Annotated in this window: 19 protein-coding genes; 10 read left to right on the plus strand and 9 right to left on the minus strand. The window is 61.9% G+C overall.

Annotated features, from left to right (window positions below; translation table 11 throughout):
- Positions 1 to 4 precede the first annotated feature (4 nt).
- The gene (locus tag N0P34_RS05860) at positions 5 to 475 is read right to left on the minus strand and encodes a tRNA (cytidine(34)-2'-O)-methyltransferase (protein WP_275606080.1); all 471 of its coding nucleotides are present in this window, start codon (positions 473 to 475) and stop codon (positions 5 to 7) included.
- A gap of 223 nt (positions 476 to 698) precedes the next feature.
- On the opposite strand from N0P34_RS05860, the gene petA reads away from it, so the two are divergent.
- From petA to N0P34_RS05885, 5 genes are all read left to right on the plus strand, one after another.
- A complete protein-coding gene (petA, locus tag N0P34_RS05865; RefSeq protein ID WP_275606081.1) occupies positions 699 to 1226 on the plus strand; it encodes a ubiquinol-cytochrome c reductase iron-sulfur subunit in 528 nt (175 codons plus the stop codon).
- 14 nt (positions 1227 to 1240) lie between these two features.
- On the plus strand, positions 1241 to 2494 hold the full coding sequence (locus N0P34_RS05870) for a cytochrome b/b6 (RefSeq protein WP_275606082.1): 1254 nt from the start codon (positions 1241 to 1243) through the stop codon (positions 2492 to 2494).
- Positions 2495 to 2508: 14 nt separating this feature from the next.
- Positions 2509 to 3363, plus strand: coding sequence for a cytochrome c1 (locus N0P34_RS05875; protein ID WP_275606083.1), 855 nt, complete (start codon positions 2509 to 2511; stop codon positions 3361 to 3363).
- A gap of 195 nt (positions 3364 to 3558) precedes the next feature.
- A complete protein-coding gene (locus N0P34_RS05880) occupies positions 3559 to 3753 on the plus strand; it encodes a hypothetical protein (protein WP_275606084.1) in 195 nt (64 codons plus the stop codon).
- 24 nt (positions 3754 to 3777) lie between these two features.
- On the plus strand, positions 3778 to 4311 hold the full coding sequence (locus N0P34_RS05885; RefSeq protein ID WP_275606085.1) for an adenine phosphoribosyltransferase: 534 nt from the start codon (positions 3778 to 3780) through the stop codon (positions 4309 to 4311).
- Positions 4312 to 4354: 43 nt separating this feature from the next.
- On the opposite strand, the gene N0P34_RS05890 is transcribed toward N0P34_RS05885, so the two are convergent.
- The 7 genes from N0P34_RS05890 to N0P34_RS05920 form a co-directional block, all read right to left on the minus strand.
- The gene (locus tag N0P34_RS05890; RefSeq protein WP_275606086.1) at positions 4355 to 4753 is read right to left on the minus strand and encodes a GFA family protein; all 399 of its coding nucleotides are present in this window, start codon (positions 4751 to 4753) and stop codon (positions 4355 to 4357) included.
- Between the two features lie 70 nt (positions 4754 to 4823).
- Positions 4824 to 5243: a VOC family protein gene (locus N0P34_RS05895; RefSeq protein ID WP_275606087.1), complete on the minus strand. Its 420-nt coding sequence runs from the start codon at positions 5241 to 5243 to the stop codon at positions 4824 to 4826.
- Positions 5244 to 5900: 657 nt separating this feature from the next.
- Positions 5901 to 6920, minus strand: a complete 1020-nt coding sequence (locus tag N0P34_RS05900; RefSeq protein WP_275606088.1) for a TerC family protein — start codon at positions 6918 to 6920, stop codon at positions 5901 to 5903.
- A gap of 196 nt (positions 6921 to 7116) precedes the next feature.
- The gene (locus tag N0P34_RS05905) at positions 7117 to 7461 is read right to left on the minus strand and encodes a hypothetical protein (RefSeq protein ID WP_275606089.1); all 345 of its coding nucleotides are present in this window, start codon (positions 7459 to 7461) and stop codon (positions 7117 to 7119) included.
- A gap of 31 nt (positions 7462 to 7492) precedes the next feature.
- On the minus strand, positions 7493 to 8050 hold the full coding sequence (locus N0P34_RS05910; protein WP_275606090.1) for a MaoC family dehydratase: 558 nt from the start codon (positions 8048 to 8050) through the stop codon (positions 7493 to 7495).
- Positions 8047 to 8520 carry a MaoC/PaaZ C-terminal domain-containing protein gene (locus N0P34_RS05915; RefSeq protein WP_275606091.1) on the minus strand — a complete coding sequence of 158 codons (474 nt, stop codon included), beginning with the start codon at positions 8518 to 8520 and terminating at the stop codon, positions 8047 to 8049. The genes N0P34_RS05910 and N0P34_RS05915 overlap by 4 nt, the downstream gene beginning before the upstream one ends.
- Before the next feature lie 81 nt (positions 8521 to 8601).
- On the minus strand, positions 8602 to 9471 hold the full coding sequence (locus tag N0P34_RS05920; RefSeq protein ID WP_275606092.1) for a helix-turn-helix domain-containing protein: 870 nt from the start codon (positions 9469 to 9471) through the stop codon (positions 8602 to 8604).
- Between the two features lie 98 nt (positions 9472 to 9569).
- Between N0P34_RS05920 and N0P34_RS05925 the strand changes: the two genes are divergently transcribed.
- From N0P34_RS05925 to N0P34_RS05940, 4 genes are all read left to right on the plus strand, one after another.
- Positions 9570 to 11024, plus strand: coding sequence for an alpha-glucosidase/alpha-galactosidase (locus tag N0P34_RS05925; RefSeq protein ID WP_275606093.1), 1455 nt, complete (start codon positions 9570 to 9572; stop codon positions 11022 to 11024).
- 1055 nt (positions 11025 to 12079) lie between these two features.
- A complete protein-coding gene (locus N0P34_RS05930) occupies positions 12080 to 13621 on the plus strand; it encodes a tryptophan halogenase family protein (protein WP_275606094.1) in 1542 nt (513 codons plus the stop codon).
- 134 nt (positions 13622 to 13755) lie between these two features.
- Positions 13756 to 14853, plus strand: coding sequence for a redox-regulated ATPase YchF (ychF, locus tag N0P34_RS05935; protein ID WP_275606095.1), 1098 nt, complete (start codon positions 13756 to 13758; stop codon positions 14851 to 14853).
- A gap of 351 nt (positions 14854 to 15204) precedes the next feature.
- Positions 15205 to 16686: a multicopper oxidase family protein gene (locus N0P34_RS05940; RefSeq protein ID WP_275606096.1), complete on the plus strand. Its 1482-nt coding sequence runs from the start codon at positions 15205 to 15207 to the stop codon at positions 16684 to 16686.
- Between the two features lie 138 nt (positions 16687 to 16824).
- Here N0P34_RS05940 and N0P34_RS05945 read toward each other — a convergent pair whose 3' ends face one another.
- Positions 16825 to 17739, minus strand: a complete 915-nt coding sequence (locus N0P34_RS05945) for a helix-turn-helix domain-containing protein (RefSeq protein ID WP_275606097.1) — start codon at positions 17737 to 17739, stop codon at positions 16825 to 16827.
- A 160-nt stretch (positions 17740 to 17899) separates the two neighbouring features.
- Between N0P34_RS05945 and N0P34_RS05950 the strand changes: the two genes are divergently transcribed.
- A complete protein-coding gene (locus N0P34_RS05950) occupies positions 17900 to 19972 on the plus strand; it encodes an ABC transporter substrate-binding protein (protein WP_275606098.1) in 2073 nt (690 codons plus the stop codon).
- The last annotated feature ends 206 nt before the right edge of the window (positions 19973 to 20178 follow it).

Raw genomic sequence — 20178 nt, forward strand, 5'->3', positions numbered from 1 at the left:
GGAGTTAGGAGAGGGAAGTAAAGCCGTCGATCTGCCGCATGGCCTCGCCGACGATCATCGCCCCGGCCAGGGCGACATTGAGCGAACGTCGCTCGGGCAGCATGGGGATGCGCACGCGCAGCTCTGTGGTCTCCGCGACGGCGTCGGGCACGCCCGCGCTTTCCCTGCCGAGCATCAAAATGTCGCCCGGTGCATAGCGGACGTCATAGGCGGAGTGCGCGCTCTTGGTGGTGAGCAGGACAAGGCGCCTGGATTGCGTCGTGCGCCAGAGGTGGAAACTCGCGAAATTGACGTGCTCACGGATGGCGGCGTGTTCGACGTAGTCGAGCCCGGCCCGCGCCAGGATCTTCGGGCTTATCGGGAAGCCGGCGGGATGAATAATGTGCAGGGTCAGACCCATGCAGGCCGCCAGGCGGATCAGCGTGCCGGTATTGTTGGCGATGTCCGGCTGGTAAAGGGCGATGTCTAGGTCCATGGTCCCGCGCTGGTGCTGTTGTGCCCGGACTGGCGGGCTTTGCCCGGGTATAGTGTCGCAGTTTGGGGCTGTCACGAGCCGTGCACTGGACAAGCTAGCCTGACAGTGCAAAAAGAACCCCACCTGACGGACCGCTTGAGGGCGGCCGGCGGTCGATTCTGTTTACTCAGTCGGCCGTCCGGAGCCGGCTCCGTCATTTGTGCATCGTACGGGGATACGGACCTTGGCCACGCAAGCAGAACATAAAACCACGAACCGGCGGGATTTTCTCTACGTCGCCACCGGCGCGGTCGGCGCCGTTGGAGCTGCGGCCGTGGTTTGGCCGCTGATCAATCAACTCAATCCGGACGCGTCTACGCTGGCTCTCGCCAGCATTCAGTATGACGTCGGTCCCATCGCTGAAGGGCAGTCGGTCACGATCATGTGGCGCGGCCTGCCGGTGTTCGTGCGCCATCGCACGGCTGCCGAGATCGAGGAAGCCAAGGCAGTGCCCTTGTCCGACCTCAAGGATCCGCAGACCGACGAAGAGCGTACCAAGCCCGGCCATGAGCAGTGGCTCATCATGATCGCCAACTGCACCCATCTGGGGTGCATCCCTGTCGGGGAAGCGGGCGATTTCGATGGCTGGTTCTGCCCGTGCCACGGCTCGCACTATGATTCTGCCGGCCGTATCCGCCGCGGTCCCGCTCCGGCCAACCTGGTTGTGCCGCCTTACGAATTCCTCAGCGATACGCTGGTCCAGATCGGTTAATGGGGGCATTCCCGATGTCAGAACATTCGACTTACGTCCCGGGAAACGCTGCTGAGAAGTGGCTTGACGACCGCCTGCCGGTCGTGCGTTTCGCAAAAGCCCATCTCATGGACTTCCCGACGCCGAAGAACCTCAATTATTGGTGGACCTTCGGCGCGATCCTCGTGATGTGCCTCGGTATCCAGATCGTCACCGGTATCATCCTGGCGATGCACTATACGCCCAACACGGCGCTTGCCTTCGACTCGGTGGAGCACATCCGCCGCAACGTCAATGGTGGCCGCGTTATCCAGGCGACCCACGCCGTGGGTGCCTCGATGTTCTTCGTGGCGCTCTACATCCACATGTTCCGCGGCCTCTTCTACGGTTCGTACAAGGCCCCGCGCGAAATCCTCTGGATCCTCGGCGTCGTCATTTTCCTTCTGACCACCGCGACCGCCTTCATGGGCTACATCCTGCCCTGGGGCCAGATGAGCTTCTGGGGGGCGACGGTTATCTCGAACATCTTCACCGCCATCCCGCTGGTCGGCGAGAACATCAAGCAGCTGGTCCTCGGTGGCTTTGCCGTCGGCAACCCGACGCTGAACCGCTTCTTCTCGCTGCACTATCTGCTGCCGTTCATCATCGCAGCCGTCGTTGCGCTCCACATCTGGGCGCTGCACGTGCCGGGCAACAACAACCCGATCGGCGTTGACGTCAAGGAAAGCCGCGATACCGTCCCCTTCCATCCGTACTATACGATGAAGGATCTGTTCGCGATGGTGCTGTTCCTGATCCCGTTCGCGTGGTTCGTGTTCTTCGCCCCCGATATCCTGGGTCACCCCGACAACTACATCATGGCCAACAGCCAGGTGACGCCGGCCCATATCGTGCCGGAATGGTATTTGCTGCCGTTCTATACGATCCTGCGCGCCATCGACTTCAACGTCCTGTTCATCGACAGCAAGCTCGGCGGCGTGATCGCCATGGGCGGCGCGATGCTCATGCTGCTGATCGTGCCGTGGCTCGACACGTCCAAGGTCCGCTCGGGTACTTTCCGCCCGATGTTCAAGTGGTTCTTTGCCCTGTTCGTGATCAACTTCATCGGCCTGATGTATCTCGGCGCACAGCCTGCCGAGGGCATCTACACGGTGCTCGCCAAGGTCTGCACGGCATACTACTTCATCTACTTCCTGGTGGTGCTGCCGGTGCTGTCGCGGATCGAGACGCCCAAGCCGTTGCCAACCAGCATTTCCGAGAGCGTTCTCGGCAAGAATGCACACGCTTGATCGGGGCGACATCTATGTTCAAGAGCAAGTTCATCCTCGCCGCCCTGGCTCTCGTGGTTGGCCTCTCCTCGGTTTCGGCAAACGCCGCCGAGGGTGGCGCAGCGATCGAGAAGCAGAACTGGTCCTTTGCCGGCATTTTCGGCACCTATGACCAGAACCAGCTTCAGCGCGGCTTCCAGGTGTTCCGGGAAGTCTGCGCCAGCTGCCATGGCGCTCACCTGCTGGCCTTCCGCAATCTGATGGAACCAGGTGGCCCGCACTTCTCCGAAGCCCAGGTTCGCGCCCTTGCGGCCGAATATGAAGTGACCGATCCCACGGCCACCGGTGGCGTCCGCCAGGCCGTTCCGGCCGATCGCTGGCCCTCGCCTTTCGCAACCGAGCAGGATGCTCGCGATGCCATGGGTGGCTCGCTGCCTCCGGACCTGTCGGTGATGGCCAAGGCTCGCGGCGTGACCGATCCGTTCCCGTGGTGGATCACCAACTATTTCACCGGGTACCAGGAAGGCGGCGCTGACTATGTGCATGCCCTGCTGGTCGGCTACCACGCCGAAGTGCCGGCCACTGCACCGGAAGGGTTCGAACTGCCGGAAGGCAAGTATTACAACGATTACTTCCCGGGTCACGCTATCGGCATGCCGCCTCCGCTCAGCGACGGCGGAATCGCCTATGTGCCGGGTGAAGACGGCGCCACCGTCCCCGAGACCATCGACCAGTATTCTCGCGACGTCTCGGCCTTCATGATGTGGCTCGCCGAACCGCATCTGGTGTCGCGCAAGCAGACCGGTTTCGTGGTGCTGCTGTTCCTCGTGCTGTTCGCCGGTCTCATGTACGGCACCAAGCGCAAGCTCTGGCGCGGCATCGAACACTAAGTGTGTTCGCTGGGCATCGAACACCAGGTTTGTTCGCTGGTCATCGAACACTAACAGCGTTCGCTGCTTATTGAATTTGGCACGGGGCCCTTCGGGGCCCTTTGCTTTTTAAGGGTGCCTGCGCCATCGGCACTTGTGTTTCCGAGTTCGCAAAGCAATATATTGCCTGCGTCTGTTTCCTGCGAGGATAATGCCATGTCCGCTATTCGCCTGGCTGTTACCGTGGTCGGCGCAGCCATTACAGTCAGCCGGCATCCGGCCGTGCGTGCTGGCATCCAGGCCGTGGCCAACAATCCCAAAGCGCGCGATGCCGCAGTCTCCGCAACGCGCAGCGTGGCCTATAATGCCGGGGTCATTGCCCGCCACCTGATTGGCCGACGCAAGTCCTGATCTCTCTTCCAGCCAAGGCTATCCATGTCGCTCGACCTGAAGTCGCTCGTTCGCACGATCCCGGACTATCCCAAGAAGGGGATTCTGTTTCGGGACATCACCACGCTGATCGAGCATCCCCAGGGGTTCAGGGAGAGCGTTGAACGCATCGCTGCCGCCCATCGCGGGCTCGGCATTACCCATGTAGCGGGCATCGAGGCGCGCGGCTTCATCTTCGGGGCAGGGGTCGCCATCGCCCTTGGCGTCGGGTTCGTGCCGATCCGCAAGAAGGGCAAGCTGCCCGGCGAAACCATCGGGCAGAACTATGCGCTCGAATATGGCGTGGACACGATCGAGATCCATGCCGATGTCCTGGGGGCCCAGGACAATGTGTTGCTCGTCGACGATCTGATCGCCACGGGCGGCACCGCCATTGCAGCCGTCGGACTGCTCCGCCGCACGGGGGCAATCGTCAATCACGCCGCCTTCGTCATCGATCTGCCTGATCTGGGCGGTGCAGAAAAATTGCGCGCCGAGAACATGCAGCTGCAGTCCCTGATCGATTTCGAAGGGCACTGACATTCGAGATGAGCGATTGCCGGGGCCGTGACCCCGGCATTGTCTACCAATTATTCCGCCCGTCCATCGCTTCTATGGTTATGGCCGACCAGTCGAGATCGTCGACGAGGTTGAGATTGACGGCAAAGCTGCGTTCGGTTGGCACTGCGGTCGGGTCCCCATTCTTGGGCGTTCCGTCAGTGTTGTACATCGAGGCCCAGTCGGGCGACGAACCCCAGGTCTGCATGCCGCAGCGGCTGCAGAAATGGTGCTGGTTCAGCCCGCCTGGCGCATATTCGGTCTCGCCCTCCTGCGACAGGAATTTCAGCTCACCCGGCTTGTAATAGGTCCAGACTGCACCCGTGCGCGCGCAATAGCTGCAGTTACAGGAGCCGGCATGGGTTGGCTGCGCAGGCAGTTCGATACGGGTCGCGCCACAATGGCAGCTGGCGATCAGGGGCATTGGCTTCCTCCTTGGCTGTGATGAAGAGAGCCTAGGCGGGTGCAGTGTCAGGCCCTGTCAGCACATCGGGTCAGGCCGCGTCCTGCGCGGCAATTTCCGGTGCGGCAGCGTCCTGACGCCGGTCCACGAGGCAGAACTGATTGCCCTCTGGGTCCTTCATGACCGTATAGGTGGGCAGGACGCGATCGAGCGTGGCACCCAATTGCTTGAGCCGTTCCACCTCGGCGGCGCGATCCACCGCATCGACGTCGAAATGGACGCGATTATTGTCGTAACGTCGCCCCTCCACATTCTGGAAGCAGAGCGACGGCCCGGGGCCATCGACCATCACGGTGGGGTCGGTTTCAGGGGTAAAGCCGAGCGCCGCCAGCTTGGCGATCTCGACGTCATCATAGCTGCGCACCGCGTAGCCATCGAGCAGGCTGGCCCAGAACCGTGCCAGGATGGCGGGTTTGTCGCAGTCAAAGACGATTTCGTGGATGGCTCCCATGGCCCATCTCCTCGCTTCATTCCCTTTCGGTTAACCAGAAATTGCGGCAAGAGTGGCGCAAGGCGGCACTGGCTGATGCGGGGCGACCCGATGGCCGCCCCGCCTCCTGCGTCACCGGGTGGGATTGTCCCGTCGCAACAGGCTCTCCAGCGTCGGGACACCCGAGGGTCCTGCGGGCGGCCGCACAGCTTTGTCAGGCGTCAACGAGCGGGCCGTGGCCTTGGGCGCGAGCCCATGTCGCGGCACGTTCCGCGTGTGCTGTATGGGCTGGGGGCGTTGATGTGGATTTTTAGGCATGCGTTTTCCTTTCCGTCCGGGCAGGGCCGGATCGGCACGAATTGGTTTGCCGGCCGGGCAAAGCCACGAGCCGTCGGTTCAAGCGGTCAGAGACGCCTGGAGGCCGGGTAAGCGATGCGGAAGGGTAGGGGTGGCGATATCAGCTCGCCTTGTGGTCGCCCCGATCTACCGTCGCGACAGAAGCCTCCATGACCATGCGGGCCCCGAAGCGGGGATGCTGGATCAGGTCAGAAGCGTCCGAAGCAAGGGTTCAGATCATTTGCGGGCGAGACCTCGTTCTCGTGTGTGAACGGGGAGCAGGATAAAAAAAGAGGCGGGCCGGGTCAACCGGTCCGCCCCAAAACTGTCAGCCGCGCCGCATTAGGGCTCGAGCTTGCCCGTTTCCGGATGGTCTTCAGCGCTGATGCTGGGCTCGTTGCGAGTCTTCCACAGCGAGAAGATGATGCCACCGGCGAGGATCGCGATGGTCACGACCAGCGAGAGTAGCGTGTCGATGTGGATATGGAACGGCACGAGCGAGATCTTGATGCCGACCAGAACGAGGATGATGGCCAGCGAGGTCTGCAGGTACCGGAACCGGTTCATCGCCGCGGCAAGCGCAAAATACAGCGAACGCAGGCCAAGGATGGCGAAGATGTTCGAGGTGTAGACGATGAACGTGTCCTGGGTCACGGCGAAGACGGCAGGAACCGAGTCGACGGCGAAGATCAGGTCGACGACTTCCACCATGATCAGCGCCACGGCGAGCGGGGTCAGCCAGGTGACGATCTTGCCGGTCTTGGGATCGGGTTCCTTGACCGTGAAATTGCGGCCATGCAGCGTCCTGGTGACCCGGAAGTGCCGGGCAATGAACTGGTAGACCTTGTTCTCTTCAAGGTTCGGCTCTTCGTCCTGATGGCTGAACATCCGGATGCCGGTGAACACCAGGAAGGCGCCAAAGCCGAGCAGGATCCAGCTGAACTGGTTGACCAGGGCTGCGCCGACGCCAATCAGGACGGCGCGGAACAGGATCACGCCGAGAATGCCCCAGAACAGCACGCGGTGCTGGTAGAGGCGGGGAATGCCGAGGAAGCCGAAGATGGTGGCGATGACGAACATGTTGTCCATCGCCAGGCTCTGCTCGAGCAAATAGCCGGTGTAGAACTCGAGCCCGGCCTCAGCGCCGCGGCTGAACCAGACCCAGGCGCCGAACGCCAGGGCAATAAGGACGTAAAAGCCGTAGAGCAGCAGGCTCTCCTTGGCTTCGATCTCGTGTTCATCCCGATGCAGGATGCCAAGGTCGAAGACAAGCAGGGCAAGGACGATCGCGATGAACGCGACCCAGAAGTAGATAGGGGTGCCTAGAAAATCACCCGTTAAGGCGGCAAGCAGCATTTCCATCGCCGGACCTTCTCCATGTAACTTGGTGGAGCAGCTCCGACATCATCATGGAGAACCCATGACCAGAGGGGCCCGGCGCTGCCCCTCTAAAATGCCCTAAGGAATGAAAAGTTCAAGCCCTCGCCGCGCGCCTGCGGCTTTTAGCGCCGATTGCAGTTGATAAGCTGCGGGGCCGTCACGAGAAAAACCGGGCCGTTCAGCGCGGCGTGCACAACATGACGATGGCGTCGGCGGTCTCCAGTTGCAAAGCGACACCGAAATTGGCGTCCGCGACGACCCGCCCGGCCTGAATGCCCGAATTGGCGCGCAGATTGCCATCATTGATGCCGATGCCGTCTTCATAGGGCGTGGTGGTGCCGGTGCCCGAATTGGCATCGCCCACGGCGCGCGAGGCCCAGCCATAGACCTGACCGTAAATGGTCAAAATTCCGGCGCGGTTCGAGGTCGCGTCGCGACAGCTCCAGTTCCCCTGATAGGACTGGGCCAGGCTCGGCGTGGCGAAGGTGGCAAGAAGCGAGAAGACAAGGACGAATCGGCGCATTGCAGGAGAGTGCCGGGGCGTCATCCGCGTTTCAAGTGCTGCGTGTCAGTCTGGGCCCGATCACCGGTATTTTCGTGAGCGCGAGCAGCAGCCGAAGCTTCAGCGGCATGCGATAATCCCGCAGTTTGGAAAACCCGACGAGCTCGGCCCGATAGACCAGTTCGCCCCGCTGATTGGTCGCGGTCAGGCGATTGAACAGCAGGCCCCAGCCGGGCAGGGAGTTGGAGGGACGCTTGCCGGTAACCACGAGTTCATAGGTGACGGTATCTCCGGGGCGGACCGGGACCTTGAAATCCATGGAATTGACGCCCGGCGAGGGTCCGGAGACGCCCGGCTCTTCGCCGAGTTCCCGCAGCCGTTCCGCCTCTGCCTCCAGCGCATCGACCATGCGGCGGTGCCCCACGCTGACCGTGTGCCAACCACTGGCGATCAAGCCGCCAAAATGGCTGTGCTTGGCGGCCTCTGGATCGATGTGGAAATATTGCGGGTCGTAAAGGGTGGCGAAGTCGATGATTTCCTCGGCGGTAAAGGTGTGACTGCCGAGCGGAAAGGTTTCGTCGATGACGATGTTCTCAAACCAGCGGGTCATGCCGCGACCTCGCGGCATTCAACGAGATTGGCAAGGCGCATGGTGAGGACCGGCTTGTCGTTTTGGTTGCGGACGTCGAAATCGAGCGTGACGATACCCCATTTGGGGTGACTGCCGGATCGGCGCAGCGCAGCAATGGTCACCGTGCCACCGATAATGTCGTCAACCATCACCGGGTTCTTCCACTTGAGGTCGGTGAAGCCGAGGCCGCCGCAGGAGGCGATTTTGGAGAGAAAGCTGTCGACCAGCATGCGCAGGCTGAGGCCGCCGGTCTGCCAGCCGCTGGAGGAGAGGCCGCCGAGAAGGCTCTTGCGCGCGGCTTCTTCGTCGAGATGGAAGGGAAAGGGGTCGAACTGGCGGGCGAAAGTGGTGATCATCTCCTTGGTCACCTTGGTGTGGCCCAGATCGATGATCTCGCCCTCGACAAGATCCTCGAAATGCCTGCGATCGCGCGTGACAGGATTGGTCATTGTCTTTCCCTATACGTCAATCGCGCTTGTGGCATGAGCCGACTGGGCTGGCAAGATTCGCATCGTTCCTTGCAGCCGCATCTACATTTCCGCTCGCCGGCCCGATTGGCGGAATTCGAGCGGGGAGATGCCGCGGCGGCGGCGCAGCACCTTGGCGAGGTAGTTTCCATCGGCAAAGCCCGTGGCGCGGGCGATTTCGGCGACGCTCATTTCGCTCGCCAGCAGCAGGCGCTCGACCCGCTCGAGGCGTCGTTCGAGCACATAGTCGGCGGGGCCGCGGCCCATGGCAGCGGAAAAACTGCGCACGAAATGGGCCCGGCTGATGCCGGCGATCGCCGCAAGGCGCTCGACCGGAAGAGGGGAGGCAAGCTGGCCATCGATATGGGCCAATACCCGGCTGAGGGCCGGCGCCAGCGCGTGCTCGGGGACAGGGCGGCTGCCGAACACACTGTCATGAAGGCTGGTCATGGCGCCATAGGCGGCGCTCGAAGCCTCGCCCGGGGAGAGACCCGACAGGGTCAGGAGCGCGAGGCATGACGCTGCCAGCCGGTCGATCTGATGGGCCGAAAGCTCGAGAACCGGCCCGGCGCTATCGATGATCTCGCGGGCAAGGCGCAGCGCCTCGCGACCATTGAGCAGCAGCCAGAAATATTCCCAGTGACCGCCGCGCTCCAGCCAATAGCGATGGGCGTGTGGCATGGCCACCAGCATCGTACTGCCAGGACGGAGGCGATGCTGGGTGCCGGAAAAATCGAGCCGGCCTTCGCCCAGCGTCGTGTGCTGGATGACAAGGAAAGGGGCGGTGCCGCGCTTCAGCCCATCCCAGGAATAGACCTCGTTGCGGCGCTGTTCATAGCCTGCGGCAACGGCCATGCAATGGAGCGGCGCGGCGCTGCGCGGCAAGCTCAGGGATCTGATGTCATGGCCATGGTCGAGAAGCTGGGACAGCACAAGATTACCCGCGTTCGCACAAGCTTTCTCTACACGAACAGGGAGAGGCGCGCTAGCAATGAGCCCAATAATCATGCCGCCAGGGAGTGAGGCACGCCATGTCATTCAAGGTCGCCATTATCGGCGCCGGTTCAGTCGGCTTTACCAAGACGCTGATTTCCGACCTGTTGAAGGTTCCCGAATTCGCCGATGTCGAATTCGCGCTGACCGACATCAATCCGCACAATCTCGACATGGTGCGGCAGATCATCGAGACCATCGTCTCGGTCAATAATCTGCCCGCCAGGGTGACGGCGACGACCGACAGGCGCGAGGCGCTGAGCGGGGCGCGCTACATCATGTCTTGCGTCCGCGTCGGCGGGCTCGAGGCCTTTGCCACCGACATTTCCATCCCGCTCAAATATGGGGTCGACCAGTGTGTCGGCGACACCATCTGCGCCGGCGGGATTCTCTACGGGCAGCGCAACATCCCGGTCATTCTCGATTTCTGCAAAGATATCCGCGAAGTCGCCGAGCCCGGGGCGCTGTTCCTCAACTATGCCAATCCCATGGCCATGAACACCTGGGCCGCCGAGCAATTTGGCGGGGTCAATGTGGTCGGCCTCTGCCACGGCGTGCAGCACGGGGCGCACCAGATCGCGCAGGTGTTGGGCGTGCGGGACGACGAGCTCGACTATGTGTGCTCGGGCATCAACCACCAGACCTGGTATATCGACATTCGCGCCAAGGGCCGGAAGATCGAGAAGGAAGAGCTGATCGCCGGCTTTGAGGCCCACCCGATCTATTCCAAGACCGAAAAGGTGCGCATCGACGTCCTGAAGCGCTTCGGCGTCTATTCCACCGAGAGCAATGGCCATCTCTCCGAATACCTCCCTTGGTATCGGAAGCGCCCGGACGAGATCAATCGCTGGATCGACATGAGCGACTGGATCCATGGCGAGACCGGCGGATATCTGCGCTATTCCACCGAGCGTCGGAACTGGTTCGAAACCGATTTCCCGATGTTCAAGGAGCAGGCGAACAAGCCGCTCGCCGACTACAAGCGCACCAGCGAACACGCCAGCTACATTATCGAGGCGCTTGAAACCGGGCGCGTTTATCGCGGCCATTTCAACCGCCGCAACAATGGCATCATCACCAATCTGCCCGATGACGCGATCATCGAAAGCCCTGGCTATGTCGATCGCTTCGGCATCAACATGATCGAGGGCATCACCCTGCCAACGGCCTGCGCCGCCACCTGTTCGGTCTCGGTCTCGGTACAGCGTCTCTCGGTCGAGGCGGCCATGACAGGCGACATCGACACTCTGAAACTCGCCGTGCTGCATGATCCGCTGGTCGGCGCCATCTGCACGCCCGACGAAGTCTGGGCCATGGTGGACGAGATGGTTGTCGCCCAGGCGCAATGGCTGCCGCAATATGCGCACGCAGTGCCCGCTGCACGCGAACGGATCGCCAAATCCACTGTCAAGACCCGCGACTGGGACGGCGCCGCCCGCAAGCGTGTTCGCTCGGTCGAAGAACTGCGCGAAATGAGCGGCGCCCATCACTGAAAACGACGCGACCTCCCAAGCGTCACCTGCCCCCGGCCCTCCACCGGGGGCTTTTTGTTGGGAGCTTTGATCTTCCAAACCCACGATGTCATCCCCGCAAGCGGGGACCTCCGTTACCCTTCACCGCACAATCAAACAGGGGTTCCCGCTTTCGCGGGAATGACACCGCGGGTGGATGACAGCCCTGCCCAAATCCCTCCGCTCCCGCGCCCCCTCGCCCCTCCGGGGAGAGGGTTGGGGTGAGGGGCCTTTCCCACCCCACCATTCGTCACCGCCGCCCGCCCCAACCACTATGTCATCCCCGCGCACGCGGGGACCTCCGTTTCCCCTTCCTCCACAGTACAACAGAGGTTCCCGCTTCCGCGGGAATGACATTGTGGGTGGATGACCACTCCTCCCCAAATCCCTCCGCTCCTGCGCCCCCTCGCCCCTCCGGGGAGAGGGCCGGGGTGAGGGGCCATTCCCACCCCACCATTCGTCACCGCCGCCCGCCCCAACCACTGTGTCATCCCCGCGCAGGCGGGGACCTCCGTTACCCTTCCTCCACAGTACAACGGAGGTTCTCGCTTTCGCGGGAATGACATCGAGGGTGCAAAAGAATCCCACTTATCCCCGTCCTCAATGTTCCATGCCATCATCCGCCCGTTCCCGCCGACAACACGCGGCGCCGACGAAGCGTCGGGCGGGGAGACGGGCCGCACGGGGTCGCCTGGGCGGGGGCGTGGATGTCGACCACCGGCCGGTGCCGGTTCTGCCTTTCGGGGTCATGCCTCGACGCAGGACCCAGCACCACCCGCAAGGGGGCCGCTCAAGGCATGCGCCCAAAAAACCGGTCGTGGGAAGCGGCTTTCGCCTCTTCTATTTCTATCAATTCGGGGCGAAAGCCGCTTTTCACCGTGCCCGTAGGGCATCGCGACCGTGTCCCCGCGACGCTCCCCTGGGGCCGGGCGGCGCCTTGGCGTGTCTGCGGTAAAGAGGAGAAAACTTCCGGCTTTCACAGGAGGGATTGCCCGGCTGAGAGCGGCACCATAGCGTCATGCGGGGGAGGATTTTGCATGGCACAGTCGGCTCATTTCGTCATCGTCGGTGGCGGCACTGCAGGGTGGATCGCCGCTTTCATCATCCAGGATGAAGCGCGCCGTCGTGGTTTCAATTTCAGGATTTCCGTCGTTGAAAGCTCCCGCATCCCCACTGTCGGGGTGGGGGAGGCCACCACCGCCGCGTTCCGGGTGCTGCTCAAGCATTTCGGCATCGATGAGTTCGAATTCTTCCGCAAGACCGATGCCAGCTTCAAGCTCGGCATCCGGCACGAGGATTGGCGCCGCAAGGGCTTTACCTATTATGGCCCAATCGATGATCCCCATCAGATCGTGCAGGCGCCACCGGGCGCGCCCTCGGACTATCTCAATGTCTATGCCATAGCTGCGGGCAGGGCGGTGCAGGAGATGCATCTCTTCCAGCCCCTCCTGGAGCAGAGAAAGGCGCCCTATGCGCAAAAGCCGGATGGCTCGCTGATACCGCTCGGACCATTCCACCACGCCTTCCACTTCGATCAGGCGCTGGTTGGGAAGTTTTTTGCCAGCAAATCCAAGGGTGTCGAAAAGGTCGACGCCATGGTGGCGGGTGTCGAACGGAACGGGGAAACCGGCGATATCTCCGCCCTCGTGCTCGATGACAATTCCCGCCTTGAGGGCGACTTTTTCATCGACGCGACGGGGTTCCGAAAGCAGATCATCGTCAAGGCGCTGGAGGCCCCGTGGAAATCCTATGCCCATGAGTTGCCGGTCAACCGGGCGCTGCCCTTCTGGATCGACATCAAGCCGGGAGAGGAGCTCGCCAATTACACCCGCGCCTGGGCCCAGAGTTCGGGCTGGATGTGGCAGATCCCGACGCGCACGCGCTATGGCTGCGGCTATGTCTATTCCGACGAGTTCTCCACCCCGGAGCAGGCCAAGGAAGAGGTCGAGCGCGTGCTCGGGCACGAGATCGAGGTGCGCAGCGATATCCGCTTCCAGATCGGGCGGCTGGAAAAGGCCTGGATCGGAAACTGCGTGGCGGTGGGGCTGTCCTCAAGCTTTCTCGAGCCGCTGGAATCCACCTCCATCCACGGCACCATCGTGCAGATGATGCTGTTCGCGCAGCGCTATATGGACGAGCCGGGCAAGATCACGCCCACGGCGCGGGAGGATTACAATGCAAGGGTCGGCCGGCAGGTCGATGATTTCCGCACCTTCGTGAACACCCATTACGTCACCGAGCGCGATGACACTCCCTTCTGGCGCGAAGTGCGGGCCAATCGCATCCATGCCGAGACCAGGGAGAGGCTGGCGCGCTGGCAGACAGAAATGCCCCGCAACGAGCATTTTCCAAACTATCTCGGCGGTCTGCCGCATATCGAAACCCAGCTGCACTATCCGGTGCTCAATGGGCTCGGCCTTCTCGACCAGCAGGTGGCGCGGCGGGAAATGGAGGCCGACCCAAAATTGCGCCGTTTCGCGCAACAGACTTTTGATGGACTGGTGAAGGAATATCGCGCAGCGGCGAGCCAAGCACTGGGGCATCGCGCGTTTCTGGATATCGTGCAGGAGATGGGGTGAGGGGCGGACGCTGGCGCCTTGTGGCTCTGCAAGGCTAAACCGGAGCCTCCCAGCGGCTATGCAGCACAGCTCCAAGCATTGACATCCCGGCCAATCCGACCCAATTGAAACCCAACTTATCCCCGGAGTTTCCCATGGGCTTTAAAATGGGCATCGTCGGCCTGCCGAATGTCGGCAAGTCGACGCTTTTCAACGCTTTGACCCGCACGGCTGCTGCTGCTGCCGCCAATTTTCCGTTCTGCACCATCGAGCCCAATGTGGGCGAGGTTCCGGTGCCGGATAATCGGCTGCAAAAGCTGGCCGAAATCGGCAAGTCGGTCAATATCCTGCCGGCGCGCATGAGCTTTGTGGACATTGCGGGCCTCGTCAAAGGCGCGTCGAAGGGCGAGGGCCTCGGCAACCAGTTCCTGGCCAATATCCGCGAATGCGACGCCATTGCCTATGTGTTGCGCTGCTTTGAAGATGGCAACATCATCCACGTCGCCAATAAGGTCGATCCGCTGGCCGACGCCGAAGTGGTCGAGACAGAGCTGATGCTCGCCGACCTCGAAAGCCTCGAAAAGCGCCGTGCCGGCGTCGAGAAGAAGGCCAAGGGCAATGACAAGGACGCCAAGCAGACGCTCGAGTTGATCGACCGTGCGCTGGTGCTGCTGCGCGAAGGCAAGTCGGCCCGCTTCGTCGAGCGTTCCGCCGAAGAGGAAAAGGCCTTCCAGGAGCTGCAGCTTCTGACCTCCAAGCCCGTGCTCTATGTCTGCAATGTTGACGAAGGCTCCGCCGAAAACGGCAATGAGATGAGTGCCAAGGTCGCCGAATACGCCCATGCCAATGATGCGGGCGTAGTCGTCATCTCGGCTGAAATCGAAAGCCAGCTGGCCCAGCTCCCCGATGCCGAGCAAGCAGAATATCTCGAATCCCTGGGTCTGCACGAGGCCGGCCTCAACCGTTTGATCCGCGAGGCCTATGATTTGCTGGGCCTGCAGACCTATTTCACCGTCGGTCCCAAGGAAACCCGCGCCTGGACCATCCACAAAGGCGACAAGGCTCCTGCCGCCGCCGGCGTGATCCATACCGATTTCGAGCGTGGCTTCATTCGTGCCCAGACGATTGGCTATGATGATTTCGTCACCCTTGGTGGCGAAGTCGCCGCCAAGGAAGCCGGCAAGGCCCGCGACGAAGGCAAGGAATATGTCGTCCGGGACGGCGACGTCATGATGTTCAAGTTTAATACTTGATGCCGACCGCTTTTCGGTAAAATCCCTCCAGTGGAGGGATTTTAGGCATCAAGGCCATGAGAGCTACGCTCGAATGGCTGAGGCGACCGCTACGCGGTAAAATCGCTCCGATGAAGCGATTTTTGCACTTAAGGCCACGAGACTTAGCAGGCGGTCCGCGGAGCGGATGCAAGGCTCCGGTGGAGCCTTGCAAGTCAAGAAGGCCACGAAAGCTATGCTTGAGTGGCAGCTTGAGTGGCTGAGCGCGACCCCACCCCGGGGCAAGCCGACAAACGGCTTTCCCCCACTTATCCCCCCTTGCACGGCCCGTGCCAGAATTTATGGTGCCGGCAGTAATTTGGGGGCCTTTCGATGATTGATAAACCAAGCCGCCGGCAAGTTCTTTTTGCCGGCAGCGCCGCTGCTGCTGCCGGTCTTTCGGCACCAGCCTTTGGCCAGCACGACCACCACGGCCATGGCGACGGCGAAGTCTTCGCCACCGAAAAGAAGCTCGGCCGCGCCGTAGCGCAGGCGACAGGCGATGACATCCGCTTCCCGGAAGTCCGCCGGTCAGAAAATGGCCTGCTCGAAACGACGCTGCGCCTTGCCTATGGTCCAACCGACATCGATGGCGAAAAAGCTGTCGCCATGACCTTCGAGGGCTCCTATCCAGGGCCGACGCTAATTGCCCAGCCGGGCGACACGATCAAGATCCGGCTGATCAACGATCTCGACGACGTTACCAATCTGCACACCCACGGGCTGCATGTTTCGCCCTCGGGGAACAGCGACAATGTCATGCTGGTGATCCAGCCGGGCGAGACCTTCGACTATGAGATCAGCATCCCCCAAGACCATATGCCGGGCACCTATTGGTATCATCCCCATGTGCATGGCCTAACCTATCCCCAAGTCGGGGGCGGGCTTGCCGGTGCACTGATCATCGAGGGTGGCCTCGACGCGCTTGAAGGCATCAAGGACCGCGTCGACCAGCTGCTGGTGATCCAGTCGGCCGAGTTCGACGACACGAACACGATTGTGCCGGTCGACAACCAGGACATTCATCGCCAGACCCGCACGGTCAACGGCCAGATCAACCCGACCCTGCGCATCCGTTCGGGCGAGGTGCAGCGCTGGCGTCTGGTCAATGCGACCGCCGAGACCTTCCTGATGATCGGGCTGGAGGGACACCCGCTCTACCAGATTTCCAAGGACGGCAATGCCATGAGCCGGGTCGTCAAGCATGAGCGCCTGCTGCTCGAGCCGGGCACGCGCGCCGATGTGTTAGTCAAGGGACACATGTTTTCGGGCTCATGGGAGCTGCGGAAGATGCTCTGGCTGGGATCGGAGCGCCAGTATGAGCCTGATGAGCTACTTGCCACGCTGGTGGTCGAAGAAGGCGAGGCCGTTACCGATCACCAGATCCCCAATGAGCTGATCCCTCTCGGCGAAGATCTGCGCGGCCTGCCGGTCGACAAGAAGCGCGAAATCCGCTTCGATGTCGTTCGGGGACAGCCGGGCGGCACGAAGTTCACCATCGACGGCAAGCAGGTCGACATGGGCCGGGTGGACCAGACGGTCAAGCTTGGCGCGTTCGAGGAATGGGAACTCATCAACGACTCGCCGGAGTGGCATCCGTTCCACATCCACACCAATGATTTCCAGGTCGTGGCGGTGAACGGCGTACCGGTGGACGAAGTGCTTTCCTTCGAGGATACGCGCGGCATCCCGCCGAACGGCTCGCTGACCATCCGCCACCGTTTCCTCGATTTCACCGGCAAATATGTCTACCACTGCCACCTGCTCTTCCACGAGGATCACGGCATGATGGGCATTGTCGAAGTCGTGGAATAGAGACGAAGACCGCCGAGGTCCGCCCGCCCTGCGAGCATAGCTCTTGAGGCCTGACCAAACGCTACCCGCCCTGCGAGCATAGCTCTGCGGGCCTGACCGCCTCAAAACGCTCCACTGGAGCGTTTTGCAGGACGGCGGTCAGCCAATCGTATCCCTGCGCATCTGGCTCGGCGTCATGCCATAGGCCCGGCGGAAGTGCTCGTAAAACTGGGTCTGGCTGACGAAGCCCGACTGAAACGCGATATTGGCAATCGAGAGATTGCCGTCAAAGAGCAGGCTGCGCGCCCGGATGAGCCGCATGCGGGTGACGAATTTCTGCACCGAGATGTGCATCACCTTGGTGAAGAGATTGGTGGCGTAGTTCGGGTGGAGGCCGACGACGCGCGCGATGTCATCGGCCGTCAGTGGGTCGGTGATGTTCTCGACAATGTGGCGCACCATGCGAACGACATAGCGGACCGGCGAGGTCGTGCGGGTGCGCGAGCCGGTCTTCTCCACCCAGGCGGGGAGAAGCGTATCCCAGCCGGTGATGGCGGCGCGGCGGAACATGGTCGCGATTTCGGCGCGCACGAGATCGGAGCGGAGGGAATTGCCGCTGCGGTAATCGCCGTGCCAGCGCTCGAGCGTTTCGAGGCCGATACAGTCCGGGGTCAGCTGGATGACGCCGCCGCCCATGAGGGTCTCGGTCAGACGGCCTAGCTGCGGCATTTCGAGAAAAGCGTCCATCGGCAGGTAGATGTTGAGCTGTCGGCCGTCTCCGACCTCGGTCAGCCCCACCGTCTGGTGCGGAATGCCGGCCCAGAAGGCGACGAGCCTGTTGTCGCCAACGGTTACGGGCCCTCCGTCAAAGACATAGTCCATGCGCCCGGCGGTGAGCCAGTTAAACTCGATATGCCCGTGGCTGTGGGGCTGTGCCATGATCTGGGGCGGGAAGGCGCGGATGCCGAAGCGGCCGAAGGCCTTGCCGGACGCATAGAAGCTGCGGTCGGGGCGGGGCGTTGGCCGCGGCGCTCTTTCCCGGCGAGGGGATGGGTGGGTGGCAGCTTCAGTCATACTAATCCCCTTGATCTTAGAAACCCGGAATTAGTCTCTATCATTCCGGATTGTTTCGCGTCCGGCAAGTCGTAGGGTCATGACTGCGCGGGGGCGGGACCAGTGGGAGTGACTGGCGCGCAGCGAGGACCGCTAAACCCCGATGCGATGGGAGGTTCTATTGAAAAAGCACAAATATGCCCTTGGCGGGGCAGGACTTCTGCTGTCCGTTTCCATGCTGGCCATTCCGGCGCAGGAACTGACGGGCGAATTGCCGGATCCGCCGGATTTCGCGGCCCAGAGTGAGCCGATTTTCGTCTCGGTCGGCGATATCCAGGAATTCAAGGCGCTGCCGGAATACCACGAGCCCGACTGGGTGACCTCGAAATATGTCGACGCCGGCACGCTGCCGCCAGTCGCCGAGCGCCTGCCCAAGGAGCCGCTGGTCTACAAGGCCGGAAACATGCCCGACGGCATTGGTGTTTATGGCGACACGATGCGTCACGTCATCGGTGGTCGGCCGGAGGGCTGGAACTATATCGGCGGCCAGAGCCAGGGCTGGGGCGGCATTGATATCGGACTCTCCGAATGCCTGACCCGTACCGGCCCGCTGTTCATGATCAAGGCGGATGAACTCGAGCCCTTGCCCAATCTGGCCAAGAGCTGGGAATGGTCCGAGGACGGCCATGAACTGACCATGCATCTGATCGAGGGTGCCAAATGGTCCGATGGCGATCCGTTCGACGCCGATGACGTGATGTTCTTCTGGGAAGACAACGTCAATGACCAGAACGTCACCCCGCTCAACAATGCGACGCCGGAAACTTTCGGTATCGGCACGACGCTCGAAGCGCTCGATCCCTACACCATCAAGTGGACGTTCAAGGACGTGCGGCCGACGCAATATCTCTATGCGATGGCCTATGGTTCGTTCTGCCCGGGCCCGAGCCATATCCTCAAGCCCGAACATCCCAAATACAACGCCGACAATACCTACGAAGAATACAAGAACGCCTTCCCGCCGGAATATATGAACATTCCGGTGATGGGCGCCTGGGTGCCGGTCGAATATCGTCCGGACGATATCATCGTCATGCGCCGCAACCCCTATTACTGGAAGGTCGACGAGAACGGCAACCAGCTGCCCTATCTCAACGAGATGCACTATCGCCTCTCGACCTGGGCAGACCGCGACGTGCAGGCGGTGGCCGGTTCGGGCGACTTCTCCAACCTCGAACAGGCGGAAAGCTATGTCGAAGCGCTCCGTCGCTCGGCTGAAGACAGCGCTCCGGCTCGTCTGCAGTTCGGCGCCCGCACCATCGGCTATACGCTCGAGATGAACCTCTCGGCCAATGGCTGGGGTGAACCCGACGCGCGTGGCCAGGCCATCCGCGAGCTCAACCGCAACATCGACTTCCGCAAGGCGATCTCGATCGCGGTCGACCGCCAGCGTCTAGGCGACTCGCTGGTGCGTGGTCCGTTCACCGCCATCTATCCGGGCGGCCTCTATGCGGGCACGGCCTATTACGACAAGGCATCGACGGTCTACTATCCCTTCAATCTCGAGGCGGCCAACGGCCTGCTCGACGGTCTGGGGCTGATCGATACTGACGGCAATGGTATCCGCAACCTCCCCGATGGCGGGGCCGATGTGGAGATCACGCTCCTGGCCAATACCGACTATGGCACCGACACCAACCTTGCCGAAGGTGTCATCGCCCAGATGGAACCGCTGGGGATCCGCGTGATCGCCAACTTCCAGTCGGGCACGGCACGCGACGACATGCAGCAGGCGGGTCAATTCGACTGGCATGTGCGTCGCCAGGGCTCGGAAATGGTCTCGGTGGTGCAGGGCACGGCCCAGCTCGCGCCGACCGGCCCGCGCACCAGCTTCTTCCACCGCGGAGGAACTGACGGCACCGTGGACGTGCTGCCCTTCGAGCAGGAGCTGATCGACATCGTCAACAAGTTCATCTCGTCGAGCGACAATGCCGAGCGTGCCGAACTGATGAAGCAGTACCAGCACATCTACACGGAGAACGTCTATACGGTCGGTCTCACGCAGTATCCGGGTGCGCTGATCATCAACAAGCGCTTCGCCAATATCCCGGCCGGTGCCCCGATCTTCATGTTCAACTGGGCCGAGGACAACATCATCCGCGAACGCGTCTTCGTGCCGGAAGACAAGCAGGGCGATTTCGAACTGCATCCGCAAACCCTGCCCGGTGCCCCGGGCGGCGCCGGTCCGGTGTAGGCGACACTGCTCCTTGCCTTCTCCCCTGAGGGGAGAAGGTGGTCCGAAGCTCTCCGAATTCGCACTTGCGAATTCGGTTGGGATGAGGGGTTCAGATCCGAGGTTAACTCAAATGCTGACCCCCTCACCCTAACCCTCTCCCCTCAGGGGAGAGGGGAATGAGCCAGTGGCTCCCCCGATCGTTCCTGCGCGTGCCTCCATGGTAC

The organism is Devosia sp. FJ2-5-3 (assembly GCF_029201545.1).
Taxonomy (GTDB): domain Bacteria; phylum Pseudomonadota; class Alphaproteobacteria; order Rhizobiales; family Devosiaceae; genus Devosia.